Annotated in this window: 22 protein-coding genes; 12 read left to right on the top strand and 10 right to left on the bottom strand. The window is 74.3% G+C overall.

Translation table 11 applies throughout. From position 1 onward, the window contains the following. Positions 1 to 35: 35 nt before the first annotated feature. Positions 36 to 1,646: a monocarboxylate uptake permease MctP gene (mctP, locus tag GNZ18_RS33975; protein ID WP_312874897.1), complete on the bottom strand. Its 1,611-nt coding sequence runs from the start codon at positions 1,644 to 1,646 to the stop codon at positions 36 to 38. Between the two features lie 5 nt (positions 1,647 to 1,651). After that, positions 1,652 to 1,894: a DUF3311 domain-containing protein gene (locus GNZ18_RS33970; protein ID WP_156220748.1), complete on the bottom strand. Its 243-nt coding sequence runs from the start codon at positions 1,892 to 1,894 to the stop codon at positions 1,652 to 1,654. Positions 1,895 to 2,230: 336 nt separating this feature from the next. Between GNZ18_RS33970 and GNZ18_RS33965 the strand changes: the two genes are divergently transcribed. From GNZ18_RS33965 to GNZ18_RS33960, 3 genes are all read left to right on the top strand, one after another. After that, complete coding sequence (locus tag GNZ18_RS33965; RefSeq protein WP_312874896.1) at positions 2,231 to 4,393, top strand: anthranilate synthase component I; 2,163 nt, start codon at positions 2,231 to 2,233, stop codon at positions 4,391 to 4,393. A 278-nt stretch (positions 4,394 to 4,671) separates the two neighbouring features. Continuing rightward, positions 4,672 to 4,818 (top strand): GPGG-motif small membrane protein, encoded by a 147-nt coding sequence (locus tag GNZ18_RS40985; protein WP_173390966.1) that lies wholly within the window; start codon positions 4,672 to 4,674, stop codon positions 4,816 to 4,818. 80 nt (positions 4,819 to 4,898) lie between these two features. Continuing rightward, positions 4,899 to 5,816 (top strand): SDR family oxidoreductase, encoded by a 918-nt coding sequence (locus GNZ18_RS33960; protein WP_156220747.1) that lies wholly within the window; start codon positions 4,899 to 4,901, stop codon positions 5,814 to 5,816. 19 nt (positions 5,817 to 5,835) lie between these two features. Here GNZ18_RS33960 and GNZ18_RS33955 read toward each other — a convergent pair whose 3' ends face one another. Continuing rightward, positions 5,836 to 6,798, bottom strand: a complete 963-nt coding sequence (locus GNZ18_RS33955; protein ID WP_214620320.1) for a helix-turn-helix transcriptional regulator — start codon at positions 6,796 to 6,798, stop codon at positions 5,836 to 5,838. Between the two features lie 110 nt (positions 6,799 to 6,908). On the opposite strand from GNZ18_RS33955, the gene add reads away from it, so the two are divergent. Further along, positions 6,909 to 7,931: an adenosine deaminase gene (gene add / locus GNZ18_RS33950; protein WP_312874895.1), complete on the top strand. Its 1,023-nt coding sequence runs from the start codon at positions 6,909 to 6,911 to the stop codon at positions 7,929 to 7,931. Positions 7,932 to 7,949: 18 nt separating this feature from the next. Here the strand turns inward: add and GNZ18_RS33945 are convergent, their stop codons facing one another. After that, positions 7,950 to 9,182, bottom strand: a complete 1,233-nt coding sequence (locus tag GNZ18_RS33945) for a DUF1266 domain-containing protein (RefSeq protein ID WP_156220746.1) — start codon at positions 9,180 to 9,182, stop codon at positions 7,950 to 7,952. 156 nt (positions 9,183 to 9,338) lie between these two features. Between GNZ18_RS33945 and GNZ18_RS33940 the strand changes: the two genes are divergently transcribed. Continuing rightward, positions 9,339 to 9,899: a GNAT family N-acetyltransferase gene (locus tag GNZ18_RS33940; protein WP_156220745.1), complete on the top strand. Its 561-nt coding sequence runs from the start codon at positions 9,339 to 9,341 to the stop codon at positions 9,897 to 9,899. Positions 9,900 to 9,945: 46 nt separating this feature from the next. Here GNZ18_RS33940 and GNZ18_RS33935 read toward each other — a convergent pair whose 3' ends face one another. Next, positions 9,946 to 12,024: a molybdopterin-containing oxidoreductase family protein gene (locus tag GNZ18_RS33935; protein ID WP_156220744.1), complete on the bottom strand. Its 2,079-nt coding sequence runs from the start codon at positions 12,022 to 12,024 to the stop codon at positions 9,946 to 9,948. A gap of 197 nt (positions 12,025 to 12,221) precedes the next feature. Between GNZ18_RS33935 and thyX the strand changes: the two genes are divergently transcribed. From thyX to GNZ18_RS33920, 3 genes are all read left to right on the top strand, one after another. Next, positions 12,222 to 13,019, top strand: a complete 798-nt coding sequence (gene thyX, locus GNZ18_RS33930) for an FAD-dependent thymidylate synthase (protein WP_214620316.1) — start codon at positions 12,222 to 12,224, stop codon at positions 13,017 to 13,019. Positions 13,020 to 13,113: 94 nt separating this feature from the next. Continuing rightward, entirely contained in the window at positions 13,114 to 13,908 is a 795-nt protein-coding gene (locus GNZ18_RS33925; protein ID WP_156220906.1) for a helix-turn-helix domain-containing protein, read from the top strand. A gap of 128 nt (positions 13,909 to 14,036) precedes the next feature. Then, positions 14,037 to 15,188: an MBL fold metallo-hydrolase gene (locus GNZ18_RS33920; RefSeq protein WP_216651528.1), complete on the top strand. Its 1,152-nt coding sequence runs from the start codon at positions 14,037 to 14,039 to the stop codon at positions 15,186 to 15,188. On the opposite strand, the gene GNZ18_RS33915 is transcribed toward GNZ18_RS33920, so the two are convergent. Then, complete coding sequence (locus GNZ18_RS33915; RefSeq protein ID WP_156220743.1) at positions 15,083 to 16,369, bottom strand: globin domain-containing protein; 1,287 nt, start codon at positions 16,367 to 16,369, stop codon at positions 15,083 to 15,085. The genes GNZ18_RS33920 and GNZ18_RS33915 overlap by 106 nt on opposite strands. 505 nt (positions 16,370 to 16,874) lie before the next feature. Here GNZ18_RS33915 and GNZ18_RS33910 point away from each other — a divergent pair. From GNZ18_RS33910 to GNZ18_RS33895, 4 genes are read left to right on the top strand one after another with little or no spacing between them, the layout of a single operon-like run. Then, positions 16,875 to 17,618, top strand: coding sequence for a gamma-glutamyl-gamma-aminobutyrate hydrolase family protein (locus tag GNZ18_RS33910; protein ID WP_156220742.1), 744 nt, complete (start codon positions 16,875 to 16,877; stop codon positions 17,616 to 17,618). Positions 17,619 to 17,634: 16 nt separating this feature from the next. Further along, positions 17,635 to 18,597, top strand: a complete 963-nt coding sequence (locus GNZ18_RS33905) for an alpha/beta hydrolase (protein WP_156220741.1) — start codon at positions 17,635 to 17,637, stop codon at positions 18,595 to 18,597. Next, positions 18,594 to 19,388: an enoyl-CoA hydratase/isomerase family protein gene (locus GNZ18_RS33900; RefSeq protein ID WP_156220740.1), complete on the top strand. Its 795-nt coding sequence runs from the start codon at positions 18,594 to 18,596 to the stop codon at positions 19,386 to 19,388. Before GNZ18_RS33905 ends, GNZ18_RS33900 begins: the two co-directional genes overlap by 4 nt. A gap of 18 nt (positions 19,389 to 19,406) precedes the next feature. Continuing rightward, on the top strand, positions 19,407 to 20,339 hold the full coding sequence (locus GNZ18_RS33895; protein ID WP_156220739.1) for a TAXI family TRAP transporter solute-binding subunit: 933 nt from the start codon (positions 19,407 to 19,409) through the stop codon (positions 20,337 to 20,339). Here the strand turns inward: GNZ18_RS33895 and GNZ18_RS33890 are convergent. From GNZ18_RS33890 to GNZ18_RS33875, 4 genes are all read right to left on the bottom strand, one after another. Next, the gene (locus GNZ18_RS33890) at positions 20,330 to 21,697 is read right to left on the bottom strand and encodes a sensor histidine kinase (RefSeq protein ID WP_214620309.1); all 1,368 of its coding nucleotides are present in this window, start codon (positions 21,695 to 21,697) and stop codon (positions 20,330 to 20,332) included. The two genes, GNZ18_RS33895 and GNZ18_RS33890, sit on opposite strands and share 10 nt — an antisense overlap. A 37-nt stretch (positions 21,698 to 21,734) precedes the next feature. Next, the gene (locus tag GNZ18_RS33885; RefSeq protein ID WP_156220738.1) at positions 21,735 to 22,400 is read right to left on the bottom strand and encodes a response regulator transcription factor; all 666 of its coding nucleotides are present in this window, start codon (positions 22,398 to 22,400) and stop codon (positions 21,735 to 21,737) included. Positions 22,401 to 22,410: 10 nt separating this feature from the next. Continuing rightward, positions 22,411 to 23,748, bottom strand: a complete 1,338-nt coding sequence (locus tag GNZ18_RS33880; RefSeq protein ID WP_312874894.1) for an MFS transporter — start codon at positions 23,746 to 23,748, stop codon at positions 22,411 to 22,413. A 121-nt stretch (positions 23,749 to 23,869) separates the two neighbouring features. Next, positions 23,870 to 24,466: a TetR/AcrR family transcriptional regulator gene (locus GNZ18_RS33875; RefSeq protein ID WP_156220737.1), complete on the bottom strand. Its 597-nt coding sequence runs from the start codon at positions 24,464 to 24,466 to the stop codon at positions 23,870 to 23,872. Between the last annotated feature and the right edge of the window lie 18 nt (positions 24,467 to 24,484).

Raw genomic sequence — 24,484 nt, 5'->3', positions numbered from 1 at the left:
CGGTTGTATGACATGGGTCACATGTCAGGCGCGGATCAGGTGCTGCCCGCCAGCTCGATCGGCTGGACCTTCGGGTCGCCGGCGTCGGCGAGGTAGTCGTCCGGCCGGGTGGCGTCCACACCGTCGGCGAGCCGCGCCGCGCGGCAGACCACGGTGCCGGCCACGGCGACGGCGAGGTTGACGGCCAGGGCCAGCATGCCGACGTAGACCGTCATCCTCGTGTCGAGGCCGAGGTCGCTCAGCTTGTAGGCCGAGCCGCCGAAGTGCTCCTTGCCCTTCGCCGGGTTCGGGATCCCGTACAGCATCCACAGGCCCGCCGCCAGGCCGGCCGCCCAGCCCGCCAGCAGCGCGCCGCGGTGGAACCAGCGGGTCACGAGCCCGAGCGCCACCGACGGCAGCGTCTGCAGGATGATGACGCCGCCGATGAGCTGGAGGTCGATCGAGAACTCGGGGTCCAGCAGCAGGATGCAGGCGACCGCGCCGACCTTGACCACGAGCGAGACCAGCTTGCTGACCGTCGCCTCCTGCTTCTCGGTCGCGTCCGGGCGGAGGTACTCCTTGTAGATGTTGCGCGTGAACAGGTTCGCCGCCGCGATCGACATGATCGCCGCGGGGACGAGCGCGCCGATGCCGACGGCCGCGAACGCCACGCCCGCGAACCAGTCGGGGAACATCTTGTCGAACAGCAGCGGGACGACCGTGTTGGTGTCGGGCTTGCCGTCGGTCACGACCGGCTTCACGCCCGCGTCGATCGCCATGAGGCCGAGCAGCGCGATCAGCCCGAGCACCAGGCTGTAGGCGGGCAGCGCCGCCATGTTCCGCTTGACCACGTCGCGGTTCCGGCTCGCCAGCACGCCCGTGACGCTGTGCGGGTACAGGAACAGCGCGAGCGCCGACCCGAGCGCCAGCATCGCGTAGTTGAGCTGGTTCGTGCCGTCCAGGAGGATCCCGTCGCTCGGCGCGGGGGACTTGGCGAACTTCGCCTGCGCGGAGTCGAAGATATCGCCCCAGCCGCCGAGCTTCGTCGGGATGTACAGCACCGCGACGATGACCACCAGGTAGATCAGGACGTCCTTGACGAAGGCGATCAGCGCGGGCGCCCGCAGCCCCGACTGGTAGGTGTAGGCCGCCAGCACCACGAACGCGATGACGATCGGCCAGTGCCCGTGCACGCCCATCGACTTCAGCACGGCCTCGATGCCGACGAGCTGCAGCGCGATGTAGGGCATGGTCGCGACGATGCCGGTGACCGCGACCGCGAGGGCCAGCGTCGGCGACCCGAACCGGGCGCGGACGAAGTCGGCGGGGGTGACGAACCCGTGGACGTGCGACACCGACCACAGCCGGATCAGCACGAGGAAGACGATCGGGTACATCACGATCGTGTAGGGGACGGCGTAGAAGCCCGCCGCGCCCGCGCCGAACACCAGCGCCGGGACGGCGACGAAGGTGTAGGCGGTGTAGAGGTCGCCGCCGAGCAGGAACCAGGTGATCCAGCCGCCGAAGCTGCGGCCGCCGAGGCCCCACTCGTCCAGGCTGTCCATGTCGCCGGGCCGGCGCCACCGTGCCGCGACGAAGCCCATCCCGCTGACCAGCAGGAAGAGCGCGCCGAACACGATCATCTCGGTGAGGTGGTCGCTTGACACGCCGCTCAGCCCCGCTTCCGGGTCATGCGGTACACGAGGACCGTGCAGACCACGCCCAGGGGGATGAACGCGAACTGCATCCAGTAGAACGCGGGGAGGCCGCCGAGGCGGGGATCGTCGTCGTTGTACAGGAAGGTCAGCAGCGGCACCACGGCGGGGACGGCGAGGAGCCAGTTCCAGCGGCTGCGGTCGGAGCGGGCGGGAGGCGGCGGCGGGGTGCGGTCCGTGCCGGGTTCTGTCGAGGCCAAGGGGCCCTCCTCGTCACGTGCGGTCGAGCGCGCGGCCCGTCCCGGGACGCGGTCCGGGCCATGATCGAAGCCGGGTGAGCCTATCCCCGGGCGGTCACGGGCCGATCTCGCTTCGTAGGCCCCCTGGTCACGGGCCGGGTTCCGGGGAGTACGCGCCGTCGCGGGCGCGCCCGCCGTGGTAATCTCGCCGTATGCGAACCGCGACCTTCCAGTGGTGGTGGCGCCGCTGAGGCGGCGCCGGTTCGTGTACGTTCCAGACCAAGGCGACCGCCCTCCCGGCGGTCGTTTCGTGTGTCCTCCGCCGGTGCAGGGCCCTATCGATGAGGGGCCACCACGGTGGAGACCGTCTCACAGCAGCCGATGACCAGCGAGTTCGTCACGGCCGGGGGCATCGGCGTGACCCGCTCGGCCACGCCGGTCGATTCCGAGCGCAAGTCGGCGGTGCTCAACGCGCTCGTCACCGCCGTGGGGGAGCGGCGCGGCGGGGTGCTCAGCTCGGGCATGGAGTACCCCGGCCGCTACAGCCGCTGGCACATGGCCTACGTCGACCCCTGCCTGGAGATCGTCGCGCGCGGCCGGACCGTCACCGTGCGCGCGCTCAACGGGCGCGGCCGGGTCGTGCTGCCCGCGCTGGTCCCGGCGCTGCGCGCGACCGGCGAGGTCAGGGCCGACGAGGCGGACGTCTTCGCGGTGTTCGTCCCGCCCACCGAGGAGTTCTTCGCCGAGGAGGAGCGCAGCCGCCAGCCGACCGTGTTCACCGCGCTGCGCGCCGTCGCGGACGTCTTCCGCTGCGACGACCCGCGGCTCGGCCTGTACGGCGCGTTCGGCTACGACCTCTCGCTCCAGTTCGAGCCGCTGCGGACGCGCCTGGAGCGCCCCGCCGACCAGCGCGACCTCGTCCTGCACCTCGCGGACGAGATGGTCGTCGTGGACCGCAAGCGCGAGACCTCGCACCGCCTGTCGTATGAGTTCGAGGTCGGCGGCGCGAGCACCGCCGGGCTGCCGCGCGCCACCGAGCCGACGCCGGTGCCCGAGGCGGCGGCGGAGCTGCCCGCGCAGCCGGTGCCGGGCGTGTACGCGCGGATGGTCGAGGAGGCGAAGGAGCGGTTCGTCCGCGGCGACCTGTTCGAGGTGACGCCGGGGCACGCCATGTACGGGCGGTGCGACGCGCCCGCCGTGTTCTTCGAGCGGCTGCGCGAGACCAACCCGGCGCCCTACGAGTTCATGTTCAACCTCGGCGACGGCGAGTTCCTGGTGGGCGCCTCGCCGGAGATGTTCGTCCGGGTCACCGGCGACCGGGTCGAGACGTGCCCGATCGCCGGGACGATCCGGCGCGGCGGCGACGCGCTGGAGGACGCCGAGCAGATCCGCGCGATCCTCACCTCCGCCAAGGACGAGTCGGAGCTGACGATGTGCACCGACGTGGACCGCAACGACAAGTCGCGGATCTGCGTCCCCGGGAGCGTGCGGGTGCTCGGCCGCCGGCAGATCGAGCTGTACTCCCGGCTGATCCACACCGTCGACCACATCGAGGGGCGGCTGCGGCCCGGGTTCGACGCCCTCGACGCGTTCCTCACCCACATGTGGGCGGTGACCGTCACCGGCGCCCCGAAGGCGTGGGCGATGCAGTTCATCGAGGACCACGAGGAGTCGCCCCGCCGCTGGTACGGCGGCGCGGTCGGCTTCATCGGGTTCGACGGGTCGATGAACACGGGGCTGACGCTGCGCACCGCGCAGATCCGCGACGGCGTCGCGACGGTCCGGGCGGGCGCCACGCTGCTGTACGACTCCGACCCCGACGAGGAGGAGCGCGAGACCCACCTCAAGGCCAGCGCGCTGCTCGGGGCGCTCGCGGCGGCGCAGGCCGAGACCGGCGCCGCCCCCGTCGAGGAGGCGGAGCCGGCAGCCGAGCGGCCGGGCGAGGGCCTGAAGGTCCTGCTGGTCGACTACGAGGACTCCTTCGTCAACACGCTCGCCGACTACTTCCGGCAGGAGGGGGCGGAGGTCGTCACGCTGCGGCACGGGTTCCCGGCGCGGATGCTGGACGAGCACGCCCCCGACCTGGTCGTCCTGTCGCCGGGGCCGGGCCGTCCCGAGGACTTCGGCGCCGCGGCGCTGCTGGACGCGCTGGACGAGCGCGACCTCCCCGTCTTCGGCGTCTGCCTGGGGCTCCAGGCGATGGTCGAGCACGCGGGCGGCGACCTGGCGCTGCTGCCCGAGCCCTCCCACGGCAAGCCGGGACAGGTGAAGGTGACCGGCGGCGGCCTGTTCGAGGGGCTGCCGGACGAGTTCACCGGCGCCCGCTACCACTCCCTGCACACCACGCCCGACCGGCTGAAGGGGTTCCAGGTGACGGCGCTGACCGGCGACGTGGTGATGGGGATCGAGGACCCGCGCCGGCGCCGGTGGGCCGTCCAGTTCCATCCCGAGTCGATCCTGACGGCCTCGGGCGGGGCCGGGCACCGGATCGTCGCCAACGTGCTGCGGCTCTGCCGCTGACCGGGCGGTCACCGCGGCCCGGGGCCTTTCGGGCGGCGGCCCTAGTCCCGAGGCACTAGCCGAACGGGCCGGAAATGGTTCCGTGGTCCCTACCGTGCGGGGGCCCGGGACGGAAGACTCTGTGACGGCAAGAGTGCCACGTTTCCGTGACACGTGTTTGACCGCTGTTATCCCCCACGGAGGGGGGAGGCGTCCCCCCTCCGTACCAAATCCATGTTTCGGATGACCGAAACAGGTGCGAGTGTTTTGCCGGGTTTGTAGAGGGGATCCCCCTCAGCATGATGACAATCCTGTGGCTCATCGCGGTGATCCTGGTCATCGCGGGCATCTATGTGATCCTCGCGCGGCGCGACCTCATCTGGGGCGCCGTCCTCATCGTCGTCGGCCTGCTGGTCGGCCCCGGTGGCGTCAGCATCTTCACTTGACCGAAATTCCCCCCGGAGACGGGCGGGGCCACGAGAAACCCTGACGTAACCTGTCAGGTTTCGGTGCCAGCCTGGTCTTCATGAACCGTGCACTGACTGGAAAGATCGCACTGGTCGCGGGGGCCACGCGGGGCGCGGGGCGCGGCATCGCCGTGCAGCTGGGCGCCGCCGGGGCGACCGTGTACTGCACCGGACGCTCCACCCGGGAGCGCCGGTCGGAGATGAACCGTCCCGAGACCATCGAGGAGACGGCGGAGCTGGTGACGGCCGCGGGCGGCGAGGGAATCGCCGCCCCGGCCGACCATCTCGACCCCGACCAGGTCGCCGCGCTGGTCCGGCGCGTGGACGCCGAGCAGGGGCGGCTGGACGTCCTGGTCAACGACATCTGGGGCGGCGACGGGCTCTTCGAGTTCGGCAAGCCGCTGTGGGAGCAGTCGCTGGAGGACGGCCTGCGCATGCTCCGGCTCTCCATCCACACCCACGCCATCACCAGCCACCACGCGCTGCCCCTGCTGATCCGCGAGCCCGGCGGGCTCGTCGTCGAGGTGACCGACGGGACCGCCGAGTACAACGCGAAGTACCGCAAGGAGGTCGGGTTCTTCTACGACCTCGCCAAGAGCGCCGTCATCCGGATGGCGCTCGCCCAGTCGGTGGAGATCGCCCCGTACGGGGCGACGGCGCTCTCGCTGACGCCGGGCTGGCTGCGGTCGGAGGGGATGCTCGACAACTACGGCGTCACCGAGGAGACCTGGCGCGACGCGGTCGAGAAGGTGCCGCACTTCGCGATCTCCGAGACGCCCGCCCTCGTCGGACGCGCCGTCGCGGCCGTCGCCGCCGACCCCGAGCGGGCCCGCTGGAACGGGACGTCGCAGTCCAGCGGCGGCCTGGCCAAGGAGTACGGGTTCACCGACACCGACGGCAGCCGACCCGACGCCTGGCGCTACATCACCGAGGTCGTGGAGCGGGACCTGCCCGCCGACGTCACCGGGTACCGGTGACGGCCGGCGCGGGGGCGCCTCAGCCGTAGAGCGCGGCGAGGCGGGCGGCGGCGCCGGCCATCCGGGCGCGCAGCTCCGGCGGCTCCAGGACCTCCACCTCGGGCCCGAGCCGCAGCAGCTCCGAGAACGCGACGGCCACCGACTCGACGGGCAGGGTGGTCACGACCCATCCCCGCTCGTCGGGCGGTCCCGCCGCCTCCGCCGCCCGCTCCGCCGCGTACTGCTCGACGGCCCACCGCAGCCCCCGCATCCCGGCCGGGCTGAGCCGCACCGTGACCTCGCCGCCGAGCATCGAGCGCACGAACGCCGCCGCCTGCTCCCGCCAGTGCGCGGCCAGGTCGAACGACTCGTCGCGCTCGAACCGGTCGCCGGTGGGCCGGACCGCCGTGACCCGTTCCGCCCGGTAGGTGCGCGGCCTGCCGTCCACCCGCGCGACCAGGTACCAGATGCCGTTCTTCAGCACGAGCCCGTACGGCTCGACCGTCCGGACGACCTCCCGGTCCTTGCGGTAGCGCAGCTCGACGACCTCGTCCTCCCACACCGCCCGCGCCAGCTCGCGCAGCAGCGGCGGCGGCCCGGCCTCCTGGAACCAGCCCGGCGCGTCCAGGTGGAACCGCTGCGCGGCCCGGGCCGGCGCGTCCCGCAGCGACGCGGGGAGCGCCGCGAGCACCTTCAGCCCCGCCGAGGCGACCGCGCCGCCGAGGCCCATCTCCCCGGCCGGACCCGGCAGCCCCGACAGGAACAGCGCCTCCGCCTCCTCCCGGGAGAGCCCGGTCAGCCGCGTCCGGTACCCGCCGACCAGCCGGTAGCCGCCGTGGCGGCCCTGGTCGGCGTACACCGGGACGCCCGCCGCCGACAGCGCCTCCACGTCCCGGTAGACGGTCCGCTCCGACACCTCCAGCTCGCGCGCCAGCTCGGCCGCCGTCATCGTCTCCCGCGACTGCAGGAGCAGGACGAGCGAGATCAACCGGGAAGCCCTCACGCTCCCATCCTGGCACCCGCGGCGACCGTCCCGTCCGTTCTTGACAATCTGGTGTGAGGTTCCGCGGTTTCTCCTGTCGGCCACGGCCCGGCGGCTGTTAGTTTCGCGGCGTGCTCACCGAAAACACCTCCATCGAGGCGTTCATCGACGCCCTCCCGAAGGTCGAGCTGCACGTCCACCTCGTGGGCTCGGCCTCCGTCCCGACCGTCCTGGAGCTGGCCCGCCGCCACCCGGACGGCCCCGTCCCGCTGGACGAGCGCGAGCTGCGCTCCTTCTACCGGTTCCGCGACTTCCCGCACTTCGCCGAGGTGTACGAGTCGGTGTCGAGCCTGGTCCGGACGCCCGAGGACGTCGCGACGCTCGTGCTCGGCACGGCCCGCGACCTCGCGGCGCAGAACGTCCGCTACGTCGAGCTGACCGTCACCCCCTACACCCACCAGCGCGCGGGGATGCCGATGCCCGCGATCACCGAGGCGCTCGACCGCGCCGTGCGGGAGGCGCGGGAGGCGCACGGCGTCCGCGTCGCCTACATCTTCGACATCCCCACCGAGTTCGGCGCCGAGGCGGCGCGCCGCACGCTCGACCACGCGCTCACGCATCCGCCGGAGGCGCTGGTCGGGTTCGGGCTCGCGGGCATCGAGCAGTGCCGCCCGCCGCACCGCGACACCTACCGCGAGGCGTTCGCGGCGGCCCGTGCCGCCGGGCTGCGCAGCCTCCCGCACGGCGGCGAGATGAGCGGGCCCGAGATGATCTGGGAGAACATCGAGGGGCTGCGCGCCGAGCGGATCGGGCACGGCATCAGCTGCCTGGACGACCCGCGCCTGGTCGCCCACCTGCGCGAGACGCAGATCCCGCTGGAGGTGTGCCCGACCTCCAACGTGTGCACCGGCCAGGTCGCCTCCCTCGCGGAGCACCCGCTGCCGCGCCTGCTGGAGGCGGGCCTGTTCGTCACGCTCAACAGCGACGACCCGCCCATGTTCGACACCACGCTCACCGGCGAGTACCGGGCGGCGGCCGAGGTGTTCGGGCTCGACCGCGCGGCGCTGGCCGCCCTCGCCCGCAACGCGGTCACGGCCTCGTCCCTGGACGCCGCCGCCCGCCAGGCGATCATCGAGGAGATCGACGCGCTGTGACCCCGCCCCCTGGCGGCCCTACCCCCAGGACATGCGCCGCCAGGGGCTGGACGGGTCCTCCGCGAGCACCCGGTGGCCGGTGAGCGACCGCTCGTACCACTCGCCGAACTCGCCGTCGTCGAAGCGCAGCATCCGGCCGAGGACGTACCCGGCGGAGAACGACTCCCACGACGGGTACACCTGGTGGGCGCGGTGGCCGGCCGTCAGCACGCACTTCTCGGCCTCCTCCGCGTCGCAGTACCCGCTGTTCAGGCCCCAGCGCGCCATGTTCACCGCGCGGCCGAAGTCGTAGCCGTACACGCTCTCGACCAGGCCGCCCGGAGGGAGCAGGCCGTCGGCGCGGAACCGGGACTCATACCGCAGGATCGTCCCGGACAGCTCGACGACCTCGCGGACGGTCTCCCGCCCGATGTCGCGCTCCTCGCACCAGGCGGCGATCGCCGACCGCCACGTCCGCTCGTCGGTGCCCCGGCCCCGCCGGTCGAGCACCATCTGGATCGCCGGGTCGCTGTTGTTCGCGTCGAGCAGCCTGTCCATCTGCTCGCGCCAGCTCGCCGTGTCGGTGATGCCCCAGTCCCGCTCCAGCAGCTCCCGGTCGTTCCCGTCGTCGGTGAGAGCGTTCCACGCGACGCCGTTGCCGACCGCGAGGTGCGCGCCGACGGCCAGTGCGGCGGCGAGCCGCCCCCAGGGGGCGCCGTCGGGGTCGGTGACGAGGATGTCGTGGTCGCGGTCGGGACGCCGCTCGGCGTCCGCGAGCAGCTCGGCCACCCGCCGGTGCCCGTCCCCACCCGGCGGCATCTGCGCCAGCAGCTCGCGCAGGGGTAGCAGCGCCTTGCGCGGGCCCGCGTCCCGCACGATGAGCCGCGCCGCGTGGACGCCCGCCGCGTCCGCCCGCCGGTGGTCCTGGAGCGACCCGAAGCCGGTCATCGCGGCCCAGGCCCGCCGCGCCGCCTCGCTGGTCCGCCCCGCGGCGGCCAGCACGTGCGCGGCCTGCGCGTCCAGCACCGCGCGGACCTCACCGGTCATCGACGCGGCGGCCCGCTCGACGGCGTCGAGGATCCGCTGCGCCTCCCCGGTCCGCCCGGCCGCCGCGAGCGCGCGGGCCTGCCGGGCCCGCACCGCGACGGCGGACGTCCAGTCGCCGCGCGCCTCCATCGCCTTCGCCGCGTCCGCGTAGGCCGCCGCGGCCTCCCCGGCGCGCCCCTGCCGCTCGAACTTGCGGGCACGGTCGAGCATGGCCTGATACGTCATGACTTCTCCTCCGCGCCAAACCGTACCGGTCGGCCGCTCACCAGAGGATCAACTCACCGCCTCCAGGGCGGGTGTCGTGCTCGTTGGCGAGGGCGCCGGCGTGGCCGCGCGCCGGCCCTCTGTCGCCGCGTCACGGCGGGCGCTAGCCTCCTGCCCATGTACCCCGTTTCGATGACGGGCGCCGGTGTGGCGCTGCGGGAGTTCACCGCGGATGATCTCGATGCCGTGTCGAAGGTGTACGGCGACCCGCATGTCGTCGAGCACCTGTCGTTCGAGCCGCGGAGCCGCGACCGGGTCGCCGCGACGCTCTCCCACCTGATCGACGCGGCCGGGCATGAGCCGCGGGTCGAGTACTCGCTCGCGGTGGCGGACGCGGCGTCCGGGGAGGTGATCGGCGTCGCGCGGCTGGCCGTGGACGTCCAGCACCCGGGGCAGTCGAGCGCCCAGCTCGGGTTCGCCTCGCGCCCTGACCGGTGGGGTGCGGGGCTGGCCGCCGAGACGGGGCGGCTGCTGTTCCGGCTCGGGTTCGAGGACCTCGGGCTGCACCGGCTGTGGGGGGCCCGCGGCCCCGACAACGTCGCGGCCGCGCGGTTGATGGCCAAGCTCGGCATGGTGGAGGAGGGCCGGATCCGGGGGCATCTTCGGGTGCGGGGGGCGTGGCGGGATTCGGTAGTCCATTCCATCCTTGAGGACGACGACTGGCGGGGCGCTTCCTGAGCGCCGTTGCGCTTGTCCACTGCGACGTGCGTGGCCGCGCCTGCGCTCAGCGCTCGTCCTCTTGGTCATCGGGGATCGCGGTGATCTCCACGCGGGTGTCGTGGAAGACGGGGCCGCCGCCGAGGTCGGTGTCGCGTTCGTCCACGACGGCGTTGGCGTTCGCACCGCCGGAGAGCTTGGGCCAGTGGCCCTTGGCGGTCGCCGCGACGCCCGTCCTGACCTGGTCGGTCAGCTCCAGGGTCGCCTCGAACGCGCCGCGGTCGTTGGCCACTCGGACGCGCTGCCCGTCCCGCAGGCCGAGCCGCTCCGCGTCGCCGGGGTGCAGTCGCACCGACGGGCCGCCCCGGCGCCGCCGCAGCTCGGGGTTGTTGGCGAACTGGGTGTTCAGCGACTCGTGGGAGGCCGCCGAGACCAGCGCGAACGGGTAGCGGGCGGCGCGCGCCGCGTCCGCGACCTCGGCCGGGGGAGTGTAGCCCGCGACCGGGTCGGCGCCGGCGGCGGCCGCGAGGGCGGAGCGGAACTCCAGCCGCCCGGACGGCGTCGGGAACCCGTCGGCGTACGGCAGGAACGGGTCCGGCACGGACATCCGCACGAACCCCTCCTCGCGCAGCCGGTCGAGCGTGACGCCCGCCATCCAGGGGTGGTCGGAGTCCAGGAGCTGCTCGGCGAGGCTCTCGTCGGAGTCGTAGAGGCTCGGCTCCTCCAGTCCCATCCGCCGCGCCAGCCGCCGGAACGTCTCGGCGGTCGGCAGGCACTCGCCGGGCGGCGCGACCGCCGGCTCGTTCCACGTCAGGTAGAGGTGGCCGTAGCCCTCGTGCAGGTCGGTGTGCTCGTGCTGGGACGTCGCGGGCAGCACGATGTCGGCGTAGTCCACGGTGTCGGTGGGGAACTGGTCCAGCACGACCGTGAACAGGTCCTCGCGGGCCAGGCCGCGCCGCACCCGGCCCTGGTGCGGGGTGCTGCCGACCGGGTTCGCGGCGATCACGAACAGGGCCTTGACCGGGGGGTCCCGCACGTCCAGCAGGCCCTCGCCGAGGCGGCTCATCGACAGCGTCCGCACCGGGCGCGGCCGCAGGTCGTCGCGGTACAGGGCCGCCTTGTTCAGCTTCACGTGCCCGGAGGTGGAGAACGACAGCCCGCCGCCGAGCCGCGCCCAGTCTCCCGTCACGCCCGGGATGGACGCGAGGACGCGCAGCGTCGAGCCGCCGCCCGCGTTGCGCTGGATGCCCTGGGTGGCGCGGATCGCGGTGGGGCGGGTCCGCGCGAGCCGCTCGCCCAGCGCGCGGATCCGGTCCGCCGGGACGCCGGTGATCTCCGCGGCGCGCTCGGGCGGGAACTCCGCGATCCGCGCCCGGAACTCCTCCCAGCCCTGGGTGCGGCGCGCCAGGAACTCCTCGTCCTGCGCGCCGAGGCCCACGACGACGTGCAGGAGGGCCAGCGCGAGCGCGGCGTCGGTGCCGGGCAGCGGGGCGAGGTGCTCGTCGGCCTGCCGCGCCGTCCGCGTCCGGACGGGGTCGATCACGACCAGGTGCGCGCCCGCCTTCCGCGCCGCCTGGACGAACGCCCACACGTGGTGCCCGCTGGTCAGCGGGTTGGTGCCCCACAGGATCAGCAGCCGGGCGTGCGCGAGGTCCTGCGGGTCCATGCCGCCCGGCGACCCGATCGTCGCCTCCAGGCCGGCGGCGCCCGCCGCCGAGCAGATGTTCGCGTCGTGGGCGGAGGCGCCGAGCACGTTGAAGAACCGCCGCCCGGAGTAGCCCTCCAGGCCCTGGAGGTAGCCGAGTGTGCCGGTGCCCCAGTAGGGCCAGACGGCCTCGCCGCCGTGCTCGCGGACGACGCCCTCCAGCCGTTCGGCGATCTCGTCGAGCGCCTCGTCCCAGCCGACGCGCTCGAAGCGGCCCTCGCCCTTGCGGCCCGTGCGGCGCATCGGGTGCAGGAGCCGGTCGGGCTGCTCGGCACGTTCCAGCCACCGGTTGACCTTCGCGCAGAGGGCGCCGCGGGTGTAGGGGTGGTCGGGGTTGCCCCGGATGCGGACGGCCTTGCCGTCGCGGACGGTGACGACCCACGAGCAGCCGTCCGGGCAGTCCAGCGGGCACGCGCCCAGCACCTTCAGCTCGGCCGGCATCGGATTCCTCTCCGTTCTGGGCGGACCCACCCAGTCTGCGCCATAGCCCTCATGAGTGTCACCATGGGACGCACATGACGGCGGAGGTCGCCGCCGCTCGGGCGCTGGTCCGCGTGCCCGGGGTGCCGGGTTACCGGTCCCCGGACCAGGGTGGTTTCCTATGGGGCGGACCACTCGACCCAAGGGGAGATACGACAGTGAAGAGCGTCGAGCCTGAGGTGTTCCTCGTAGCGCGGCCCGAGCTGGACTACGGCGAGGTGGCCCGCTACCTGCGGGAGGTGGGCGGCGAGAGCTGGCTGGAGCGGCTCGACCGGGGCGACCTCGACGCCGAGCTGAACGACCCGCAGAACCTGGCCGAGTTCGCCGGGCGGCTGTGCTACCGGTCCTGGGAGCCGGGCCTCAACCCCAACGTGGTCAGGGTCCGCACCGACCAGGGGCAGTACCTGGAGAACATCCTCCGGAGCCTGCACGGCTCGGTGCTGGAGCACGTCAGCTTCAGCTTCGTCCTGCACAACGTGAGCCGCGTGCTGACCCACGAGCTGGTCCGGCACCGGCCCGGCGTGGCGATCTCGCAGGAGTCGCTGCGGTTCGTCCGCCTCCAGGACATCCCGTTCTGGTTCCCCGAGTGGGCTCGCGAGGACCCCGAGCTGATGAAGCGCGCGACCGCGATGCTGGAGCAGATGGAGGAGTTCCAGGGCTGGATGGCCGGTCACTTCGGGCTCGACGACGAGGGCGTGCCGTTCAAGGAGAAGAAGCACAAGACCTCGTTCATGCGCCGGTTCGCGCCCGAGGGCGTCGGCACCGGCCTGGTCTGGACGGCCAACGTCCGCACGCTGCGCCACACGCTGGAGAACCGCACCGCGCCCGGGGCCGAGGAGGAGATCCGGCTGCTGTTCGGCCGGATCGGCGAGGTGATGCGCCGGGAGGCCCCCGACCTGTTCGGCGACTACGAGGTCGAGGACGGCTCCTGGGTCCCGAAGTGGCGGAAGGTCTAGAGATCTACAACATAAAGGCGGCCGCCGGTGTCCATTACCCGGGAGGTCATCGCCTCGATGACCTCCGCTGGGTAGCGTCGGCGCGGTGACGACGATGACCTTGGGCGACACGCGGCCGATCGGCGACCAGCTGCGGGCGTGGCGGCAGCGGCGCAGGCTGAGCCAGCTCGAACTGGCCTCGGAGGCGGACGTCTCGACGCGGCACCTCAGCTTCGTGGAGACCGGGCGGTCGGCGCCCAGCCGGGAGATGGTGCTGCGGCTCGCCGAGCACCTGGACGTGCCGCTGCGCGACCGCAACCTGCTGCTGGTCTCGGCGGGCTACGCGCCGGTGTTCACCGAGACGCCGATGGAGGAGCCGAGGATGGACTCCGTCCGCGCCGCGCTGAAGCAGGTGCTGCGGGGGCACGAGCCCTACCCGGCGGTGGTGGTCGACCGCTTCTGGAACCTGATCGACGCCAACGACGCCGCGGGCCTGTTCATGGAGGACGCGCCGCCGGAGCTGCTGGAGCCGCCGCTGAACGTGCTGCGGCTCAGCATGCACCCGGACGGGTTCGCCAAGAACATCCTGAACCTCGCCGAATGGCGCGCCCACATGATCGACCGGGTGCGGCGGCACGTGGCGCTGACGGCGGACGCGGCGCTGGAGCGGCTGTACCGGGAGCTGCGGAGCTTCCCGGGCGACGTGGGCGAGGCGATGGCGCCGCCGGCGGGCAACGAGGTGTTCGTCCCGCTGCGGGTCCGCAAGGACGGGCAGGAGCTGTCGTTCTTCGGCACGATCGCGACGTTCGGCACCCCGGTCGACGTGACGCTCGCGGAGCTGGCGATCGAGTCGTTCTACCCGGCGGACGAGCGCACGACCGCGTTCCTGCGGGAGCGCGCGGGCTGGTGACCCGCGCGGGCCGGTGACCGTGCGGCCCGGTGACGGAGCGGGTTGGCGACGGAGCGGGCTGGCGACGGAGCGGGCGCGGCGACGTGATAGACAGCTGTGCCGACCGTGCTTCCGTCCCCGGAGAACCGATGAAGATCACCGGCATCTTGCAGCACCAGGCGTGGCAGGAGCGCGTGCTCCCGCCGGTGGAACAGGTGCGCCCGGGGCTGTGGTCGATCCCGGTTCCGCTGCCGGACAACCCGCTCCGGTACGTACTGGTGTACGGGCTGGAGGTGCCGGACGGCATCGCGCTCGTGGACGCGGGCTGGGACACCCCCGAGGCGTGGGACGCGCTGCGCGCCGGGCTCGGCATCGCCGGGTACGAGGTCGGCGACGTCAAGGCCGTGCTGGTCACGCACCTGCATCCCGACCACTACGGGCTGGCCGGACGGGTGCGCGAGGCGTCGGGCGCCTGGGTGGCGCTGCACCCGGCGGACGCGGGCCTGCTGCGCGACCGGTACCGCGACTTCGACGGGCTGATCGCGGCGATGCGGCGGCAGATGGCGCTGCACGGCGTGCCGGACGAGGAGGCGGGTCCGCTCGCCGAGGCGTCCCGGGCGATCCTGCCGCTCGTCCGGCACACCGACCCGGAACTGCTGCTGGAGGACGGGGAGCAGGTCCCCATCGCGGGCTGGAACCTGCGGACGGTGTGGACGCCGGGGCACTCGCCCGGGCACGTGTGCTTCTTCGAGCCCGACCGGCGGCTGCTGCTGTCGGGCGACCACGTGCTGCCCCGCATCACCCCGGCGATCGGCGTGCACCCGCAGCAGCGGCACAACCCGCTCGCCGACTTCTACGACTCGCTCGACAAGGTGCGCGGCCTGGACGCCGAGGAGGTCCTGCCGGGGCACGAGTACCGGTTCGCGGGCCTCGCCGACCGGGTCGGGGCGCTCGCCGAGCACCACACGGCGCGGCTTGACGAGATCGCGCTGGAGGTGATCCGCGCGGGCGCGGACGGCGCGACGGCCTGGGACCTCGCCCGGCGGCTCACCTGGTCGCGGCCGTGGGCCGACATCCAGCCGTTCATGCGCCGCGCGGCGATGCTGGAGACGCTCGCGCACCTGGTCATGCTGGAGGCGCAGGGGCGGGTGGACACCGTGGACGGCGCCCGGGCGGCCGGTGCGGCGGCGGACGGTCAGCCGCCGTGCCGCTGGCGGGCCACGCCCGTCCCGCCCGACCCAGTCGACACAGTCGACACGGCGGACCCGGCCGACCCGGCCGACCCGGCCGACCCGGCCTGACCGGGCGGCTGGACGCGCGGTCGCGGCCCGTCGGGGGAGGGGATCTCCTCGGCCCGGAGAAGGTCGTGGTGGACGCGGGTCAGCGGCAGGCCCAGCCGCTGTAACGCCGTCACCGTCCGCCGCACCATCGGGGCGGGCCCGGCGACGTAGGCGTCGTGGCCGTCCCAGCCGCCGAGCCGTTCCAGGACGTCGGGCAGCGGGCCGTGGGGCCGGTGCGGGACGTCCCCGTCGCGCTCGCCGTCCGGGGCGTCCGACAGGACGGGCACGACCTTCAGCCACGGGTGCTCCGACTCCAGCCGGCGCAGGTCGGCCAGGTCGTACAGGTCGCGCGCGGTGCGGGCGCCCATCAGCAGGTGGACGTCGCGCCGGTGCCCCGAGGCGGCGAGCTGTTCGACGAGGGCCTTGGCGGGCGCGAGGCCGGTGCCGCCCGCGACGAGCAGCAGGTCGCGGTCCGAGTCGGGGTCGAGCGTCATCGTGCCCATGGCCGGGCCGAGCAGGACGGTGTCGCCGGGCCGGGTGTGCCGGACGAGGGCGCCGCTCACCCACCCGGCGGGCAGCGCGCGGACGTGCAGGCTCAGCAGCCCGTCCGGGCGCGGGGCGTTGGCGATGGAGTAGGGCCGCCAGACCCGGGGCCAGCGCGCGGTCTGCACGGGGACGTACTGGCCGGCGGTGTAGGGCAGCGACGCGTCCGGCCGCAGGGTGAGGACGGCGAGGTCGGCCGCGCGGCGGTCGTGCTCGACGACCTCGGCGACCCACCAGGGCGGCGCGGTCGCGGCGTCCCGCTCGGCGGCGGCGATCATGGTGTCGCACGCGGACCGGTAGGCGGCGCTCCAGGCCGCCTCCGCCTCGGCGCTCCAGACCTCGGCGGCGAACGTCCGCAGGGTGGCGATCAGCGCGGCGCCGACGGCGGGGTAGTGCTCGGGCAGCACCCCGAACCGGCGGTGGTCGCGGCCGAGCCGGGCCAGGTAGGCGCTCAGCTCGTCGGGGCTGTCCTGGCTCCAGGCGATCCGGCCGAGCGCATGGAAGAGACGGTCGCACTGGGCGCCCATCGCGGGCGGGAACAGGGCCCGCAGCCGCGGATTCTCGGCGAACAGGCGGCCGTAGAAATAGCCCGCCGCCTTTCCCGGCTCGTTTTCCAGACGGCTGAAGCTCTCTTTGAGAATGCGGGGATCCAATGACATGTCAGGCTCGCCCTCTTGGGTCATCGGGGGCCGGTTCCGCCCCGCGCGCGGCGTCGGGTGCCCGGCTCGGTGAGATTCTCGCACCCGGATCCGCCGGTCCTCAAGCGGTTCACGCCAACTCCGGGCTGGTATGACGGAGCGTAGTCGCGTATCGGGCGGTATTGGTACCAACATTTCTGGCAAAGAGGACGAATACCGATCAGTACTGAAAGAGAGTGATTGGTCGGTTATGTAGTACCGGCGAATTGATGACGTGGCGGCCCGCGGAATTTCCCGCCGCGGCGCCGCGCGGCGCCTGGGAACGGACCGGGCGGCGGCGGGAGAGTAATCTCCACCCCGGTGGAGGAAAGGCGGCGTGATCTGTTCGCTGCGGAGGGCCACCGCGGGGCGGGGCGGCCCGGCCCGGGGGAGGCCCGGTGGTGCGCGATGATGACGTCGCAAAGGTGGCAACTCACCACATATCGTGACCGGAGCGCGGCCAGAGCCGTGGAGAGGGGAACCACGCATGTCAGAGGCGATCCGGGGGGCACCGACGGCACCGAGCGCCGGCGGGCTGCCCCTCATCGGCGTCACCACCTACCAGGAACCGGCCCGCTGGGGCGTGTGGGTGCGCGAGGCCGCGCTCCTGCCGGTGTCCTACCCGCGCTCGGTCGAGCGCGCGGGCGGCGTCGCCGTCCTGCTCCCCCCGGCCGCGACGCTGCGCGGCCTCGGCGCCCTGGTCTCCCGGCTGGACGGCATCGTCCTGGCGGGCGGCGGCGACGTCGACCCCGACCTGTACGGCGCGGACCGGCACGCCGAGACCGGCCCGCCGCAGCCCCAGCGGGACCGCTACGAGCTGGCGCTCGTCCGCGCGGCGGTGGACGCCGACCTGCCGTTCCTGGCGATCTGCCGGGGCATGCACGTGCTGAACGTCGCGCGGGGCGGGGCGCTCGTCCAGCACCTGCCGGAGGCGGTCGGCCACAAGGGCCACGCCCCGGAGACCGGCATCGTCGGCTCGCACCGGGTGCAGTTCAGCGCGGGCAGCACGATCGGCGGGATCCTCGGCGAGGAGTCCGACGTGCCGACCTACCACCACCAGGCGGTGAGCCGCCTCGGCAAGGGCCTGTCCGCTGTCGCGTGGGCCGAGGACCAGGTCGTCGAGGCCGTCGAGCTTCAGGGGCACCGGTTCGGGCTCGGCGTCCAGTGGCACCCCGAGGAGGGCGACGACCGGCGCCTGTTCGAGGCGCTGGTCGCCGCCGCCGCGCGCTGACCCGGGAGGCCGCCGCATGCCCCTGCACCCGCAGGCCGAGGACTTCCTGGAACTGCTCGCCTCCTGGACGGCCGGAGCCCCGCCGGACGAGCCCCCGATCGAGGAGATGCGCCGCGCGATCGCCGCCGCGTTCCCGCTGGTGACGCGGGAGCTGCCGCACGTCTGCGACCTGACCGTGCCGGGGCCGGGCGGCCGCGTTCCGGTGCGCCTCTACCGCCCGCTGCCCGAGGGCGAGGGCGCGCTGCCCGCCGTGGTCTACCTGCACGGCGGCGGCTGGGTGCTGGGCGGCGTCGACAACGTGGACGCGGCGTGCCGCGAGATCGCGGCCGGCGCCGGATGCGCGGTGCTCGGCGTCGACTACCGGCTCGCCCCCGAGCACCCGTTCCCGGCGGCGGTGGAGGACGCGTGGGCGGCCCTGGCGGCCCTCACCCGCGACCCGGGCCGCTACGGCGCCCTGCCCGGCGCGGTCGCGGTCGCGGGCGACAGCGCCGGGGGGAACCTGGCCGCCGCGCTCGCGCTGCTGGCCCGCGACCGGGGCGTGCCGCTGGCGCACCAGCTCCTGGTCTACCCGGTGACCGACACGGCGATGGACACCCCGAGCTGGGCCGAGTACGGCCGGGGGTACGGGCTGGACGCCGCGACGCTCGCGCGGTTCCTGGAGCTGTACCGGGGCGGCGCCGACCCCGCCGATCCGCGCCTGGCCCCCTTGCGCGCGCCCCGGCTGGCGGGCACGGCGCCCGCTACCGTGATCACCGCCGAGTGCGACATCCTGCGGGACGAGGCGGAGGCGTACGCGCGGCGGCTGGCGGCGGAGGGCGTCCCGGTGGAGGTGCGCCGTTTCGACGGCGTCGTCCACTCGTTCTTCCTGCTGCCGGAGATCTTCGACGCCGGGGCCGAGGCCATGCGCCTGGCCGTGCGGCGGCTCCGCGCGGCGTTCGAGGGTCTCGGAGACCTGGCACAGGAGGGCGGGGCGGTATGAGCGGACGGTACGGGGCCTACGAGCGGCTCGACATCGACTGGGCGGCGCCGGGGGTGCTCCGGGTGACGATCAGCACGCCCGGCAGGCTCAACGCGGTCGACGCCGCGGGGCACCGGGAGCTGGCGGAGATCTGGCGGGACGCCGACGCCGACGACGAGGTCCGCGCCGTCCTCGTGCGCGGCGCGGGCACGGCGTTCTCGGCGGGCGGCGACCTCGCGATGATCGAGCGGATGATGGACGACCACGCCGCGCGGCGCCGGATCATGCGCGAGGCCCGCGACATCGTGATGAACGTGCTGAACTGCTCCAAGCCGGTGGTCAGCGCCGTCCAGGGCCCGGCCGTGGGCGCGGGGCTCGCGGTGGCGCTGCTGGCCGACATCTCCGTCGTCGGCCGCACGGCGCGGATCATCGACGGGCACACCCGGCTCGGCGTCGCGGCGGGCGACCACGCGGCGATCGTGTGGCCGCTGCTGTGCGGGCTGGCGAAGGCGAAGTACTACCTGCTGCTCAACGAGGTCATGACCGGCGAGGAGGCCGAGCGCATCGGCCTGGTCTCGCTGTGCGTGGAGGACGCCGAGGTGCACGAGCGGGCGCTGGAGATCGCCGGGAGGCTCGCCGCCGGTCCGGCGGAGGCGCTGTCGCTCACCAAGCACGCGCTGAACAACTGGCTGCGGCTGGCGGGGCCGACGTTCGAGGCGTCGCTGGCGATGGAGTTCCTCGGGTTCACCGGCCCGGACGTCCGCGAGGGCGTGGCGGCGCTGCGCGAGAAGCGCCCGCCCGCGTTCGGGTGAGCGCCCGATGAGCGCCCGATGAGCGCCGCACCTGGACGCCGGGCGTTCCTGGCGCTGGCCGCCGGCGTCCCCGCCGCCGCGGCGGGCTGCGGAGGCCGGTCCGGGCCGAGGGCGCGGCTCAGGCTGGCCACGGGCGAGGCGGGCGGCGCCTACGAGGTGCTCGGCCAGCGGTTCGCGGCCGAGCTGCGGCGCGGCGGCCTGGACGCGCGGGTGCTGCGGACGGCCGCGAGCGTGGAGAACCTCGCGATGCTCGCCGGCGGCCGCGCCGAGCTGGGCTTCGCGCTGGCCGACAGCGCCGACCGCGCCGTCCTGGCCGAGCGGCTCCCGGTGGCGGCGCTGGCCCGCATGTACATGAACTACGTCCACCTGGTGGTTCCGGCGGGGTCGCCGGTCCGCTCGCCCGCCGACCTGGCCGGGCGCCGGGTGTCGGTCGGCGCGGCGCTGTCGGGCACGGCGGTGAGCGCCGGGCGGGTCCTGGACGCGGCGCGGCTGCGCCGTCCGGCGGTCGTCTCCACGCTCGGCCTGGACGCCTCGGCGCGGGCGCTGCGCGCGGGCCGCGTCGCGGCGTTCTTCTGGTCGGGCGGGGTGCCGACCCCGGCGCTCGCCGCGTTCGCGCGGACGACGCCGATCCGGCTGCTGCCCCTCGACGGGCTGGTGGCGCCGCTGCGCCGCGCGTACGGCCCGGTCTACGAGCACGCCGCCGTCCCGGCGGGGGAGTACGGCGGGGCGGGGCCCGTCCCGACCGTCGGCACGCCGAGCTACCTGGTGTGCGGCGCGTCCCTGCCGGGCGACGTCGCGTTCACCGCGACGCGGATCCTGTTCGCGAGCCGGGACCGGCTGGAGGCCCCCGACGCGCCCGGCGGGCGCCTCGACCGGCGCTACGCGATCGGCACCGGCGCCGTCCCGCTGCATCCGGGCGCGGCCCGCTACTACCGCTCCACCTACGGCTGAGGGCCCGCCGGGCCGGGAAGGCGCAGCTCGACGACCAGGCCGGAGGGGCTGCCCGGCAGCAGGCGCAGCGTCCCCCCGCTCGCTTTGGCCAGCTCGGCGGCGATCGCGAGGCCGAGGCCGCTGCCCGGGACGTTGGCGTGGTCGGGGGAGCGCCAGAAGCGGGACGCGGCGTCCGCGCGCTCGGCGCCGCCGAGGCCGGGCCCGTCGTCGGCGACGCGCAGGACGGCCCCCTCCGGCGCCTCCTCCAGGGTCACCGTGACCGTCCCGCCCGGGGGGACGAACTTGTGCGCGTTGTCCAGGGCGGTGTCGGCGACGCGGGCGACCGCGTCCGGCACGGCGTGGGCGGGGCAGGACTCCGGCAGCTCCACGGCGAGGGTGAGGCCCTGGGCCGCGAACACCTCCCGCCACCCGGCGAGCCGGGGGCGCAGCTCGGCGGCCGCGTCGACCTCGCGGGCCGCCGCGCCGGACTCGACCCGCGCGAGCGCGAGCATCGCCTCCACGAGCGCGGCGAGCCGGTCGATCTCGGCCATCGCCTCCTCGTGCTCGGGGGTCCCGGCGGCGTCCAGGTGCGGCAGGAGGTTCTCCAGCCGCAGCGACAGCACGGCCAGCGGGGTGCGCAGCTCGTGCGAGGCGTCGGCGACGAAGACGCGCTGGCGCTCCATCGCGGCCGACACCGCGTCCGCCATCGCGTTGAACCGGGAGGTGAGGCGGCGCAGCTCGGCCGGGCCGACGCCGGGATCGACGCGGGCGTCCAGCCGTCCTCCGGCGATCTCGCCCGCGGTGCGGTCGAGGTCGGTGACCGGCCGCAGGATCCACCGGGCCAGGGACCGCGCCGCGAGGGTCGAGCAGCCGAGCACCGCGAGCGCGCCCAGCGCCAGCGCCGCCCACACCAGCGCGATGTCGCGGCGGGCCCGCTCGGTCGGCGCGAGCAGCAGCACCGCGCCCGACAGCTGCGCGTCCCGCCCGGCGGGCTCGGCGATCAGCACCGCGCGGGGGCCGAACGGGCCGAGCGCGGGCAGGTCCTCGGTGGTGCGCCCCGACAGCGCGGTGCGGGTCGCGGCGGTGTCGTCGACGTCCATGCGGCCCGCCTCGGCGAGCAGCGTCCCGTCCCGGTCGCGGATCCGCACGGCCGCCCCGTACAGCGCGGCGTAGCGGGTCACCTCGGGGACGAGCGCGCTCCGGTCGCCCTCCCGCGCGGCCCGGTCGGCCAGCTCGGCGAACCGGGTCGCGTCCGCGCGGCGGTCGAGCAGCAGCCGGTTCGCGCGGTGCGCGGCGTAGGCCAGGCCGAGCGGCACCGCCAGCGCCGTGACCACCAGGACGATCAGCACCGTGAACGTCGCGACGAGCCGCGGCCTCACGGCGCGGCGCCCCTCACGGCCCCGCTCACGGCCCCGCTCACGGCGCGGTCCCTAGCCGGTAGCCGGTGCCGCGCAGCGTCACCACCAGCCACGGACGGCCCGTCTTGGAGCGCAGCCCCGCCACGTGCACGTCCAGCGACCGGGACGCCGACAGCAGCGGGTCGCCCCAGATGGCGTCCAGGATCTCCTCCCGCCCCCGCACGACGCCCGGCTCCCGCGCGAGCAGCGCCAGCAGGTCGAACTCGCGGCGGGTCAGCGGAACCGGGCGGCCCGCGACGGCCACCCGCCGCCGCGCCAGGTCGATCCGGACGTCCCCCACCGCCACGAGCGGCGGCGGCACCGGCAGCGGCCGCGTGCCGCGCCGGACGACCGCCTCCATCCGCGCCATCAGCTCCGCCGTCCGAAACGGCTTGACCAGGTAGTCGTCGGCGCCCGAGCGCAGCCCGCGCAGCACGTCCCGCTCCCGCGTCCGGGCCGTCACCACGATGATCGGGACGGCGGACACCCGGCGGACGCGGCGCAGCGCGTCCATGCCGTCCATGTCGGGCAGGCCGAGGTCCAGGAGCACGAAGTCGGCCCCGCCCGCCAGCCGGAGGGCGTCGACGGCGAGCGCGGCGCGCTCGACGGTGTGGCCGTGCCAGGTCAGGGCGGTGGTCAGCGCGGACGCGAGCCGGTCGTCGTCCTCGACCAGGAGTACCCGCATGCCGACAAGGTTAGGCGTGCGCCGGGACGTCGCCGGGCGCGCTCTCGCGCCGCGACAGCGCCGCGTCCCGGGTCTCGCGCATGCACACGTACACGACCAGCGACACCGCCGCGCAGCCCGCCACGTACCAGTAGAAGCCCGACTCGGCGCCCGCCTTCTTGAACCACAGCGCGACGTACTCCGCGGTCCCGCCGAACAGCGCGTTCGCGACCGCGTACGGCAGCGCCACGCCCAGCGCCCGGACGTGGGTGGGGAACATCTCCGCCTTCACGACCGCGTTGATCGAGGTGTACCCGGTGACGATGACCAGGCCGACGAGCGACAGCGCGAGCGCCCCGCCGAAGCCGTCCACCCGCGACAGCGCGGTCATCAGCGGGACGGTGCCGAGCGTCCCGCCGATCCCGAAGCCGATCAGCAGCGGGCGGCGGCCGATCCGGTCCGACAGCGCCCCGGCGAGCGGCTGCAGCCACATGAACGCGAACAGCGCGCAGAAGCTCACCAGCGACGCCGTGCTCTTCTCCAGCCCGGCGGTGTTGGACAGGTACTTGGTCAGGTAGGTCGTGTAGGTGTAGTACGCGAGCGTCCCGCCCATCGTCAGCGCGACCACCAGCGCCGCCTCCCGCCGGTGGGCGGCCAGCTCCCGCAGCGTGCCGCGCCCGGCGCCGGCCTCCTCCGGCGCCCGCTCCTGCTCGTCGAACGCCTCGGTCTCCAGCAGGCTCCGCCGCAGGTAGAGGATCACGGCGGCGGCGACCGCGCCGACGGCGAAGGGGATCCGCCAGCCGTAGGACTTCAGCGCCTCCTCGGTCATCGCGTGCTGCAGGACGATCAGGAGCCCGAGCCCCACGAGCTGCCCCGCCGTCATCGACACGTACTGGAAGCTGGAGGCGAACCCGCGCCGTCCCGGCGGCGTCGCCTCGGTGAGGTAGGTGGCGCTGGCCGCGTACTCGCCGCCGACCGACAGGCCCTGCAGCAGCCGCGCCACCAGCAGGACGAACGCGCCGAGGTACCCCACCGACCCGTAGGTCGGCGCGACCGCGATGAGCAGCGCGCTGCCCGACATCAGCGTGACGGTCAGGGTGAGTGCGGCCTTGCGCCCGCGCCGGTCGGCGAACCGGCCGAGCAGCCAGCCGCCGACCGGGCGCATGAAGAACCCGACCGCGAAGATCCCGGCGGTGTTCAGCAGTTGCGCGGTCTCGTTGCCTTTGGGGAAGAACGCCGAGGCGAAGTAGGTGGCGAAGCTCGCGTAGACGAACCAGTCGTACCACTCGACCATGTTGCCGACGGAGCCGCCGATCACCGCCTTCCACGGGACGCGGGCGGGACGCGCGGTGGGTGGGGGAGCCGTCACGGGAACCTCCTGCTGCCGGTCTGCCGGGTCTGTGCAAGGAGGCTCGCCCGCCGGGCGGGCCCGGTCCAGGGGGTCCGCCGGAGATCTAACGTCCGGTTAACGAAGACGGAAGAGGCGGGGGTCAGCCCGCCAGCGCGGGGTCCGCGCCGGTGACCGGGGCGCCGACGTAGCGCGTCACCATCCGGGCGATGAGGTGGGCGACCTCGTCCGGCGGGACGGAGGGCAGCATGATGTGGCTGGCCGTCAGCCGGACGGCCGCGTCGGTGATCTCGGTGAGCGCGGTGCGGTCCAGGCCCGGCCACTGCGCGAGCGCGTGCTCGGCGATCCGGGCGCTGGCGGTGAACAGCACCGGCTCGGCGCGGGTGGTCAGCAGCGGGAGCAGCTCGTCGCCGCCCGCGCCGGTCAGCACCGCCTTCTTGAGCTGGTCGTCGGCCGACACCTCCAGCGTGAACAGCACCGCCGCCGTGACGGCCGAGTACAGGTCGGCGTGCTCGGACAGCACCCGGTCGATCCCGTCGAGGTAGCGGTCGTTGTCGCGGACCACGACGGCGCGCGCGAGGCCCCACTTGTCGCCGAACTCGTTGTAGACGGTCTGGCGGCTGACATTCGCGGCGGCGGCGACGTCGCGCATCCGGACGCCCCGGTACCCGCGCTCGACGAGCAGCTCGGCGGCGGCGTCCAGGAGGGAGTCGCGCACGGAGCGGCCTGCGGTGCCCATGGGTGGTCCCTCCGGTGC

Origin of the sequence: Actinomadura litoris (assembly GCF_009733595.1) — a bacterium.
Lineage (GTDB): Bacteria > Actinomycetota > Actinomycetes > Streptosporangiales > Streptosporangiaceae > Spirillospora > Spirillospora litoris.
Note: the sequence above shows the minus strand (reverse complement) of the source record. Positions and strands in the feature narration are given on the sequence as shown.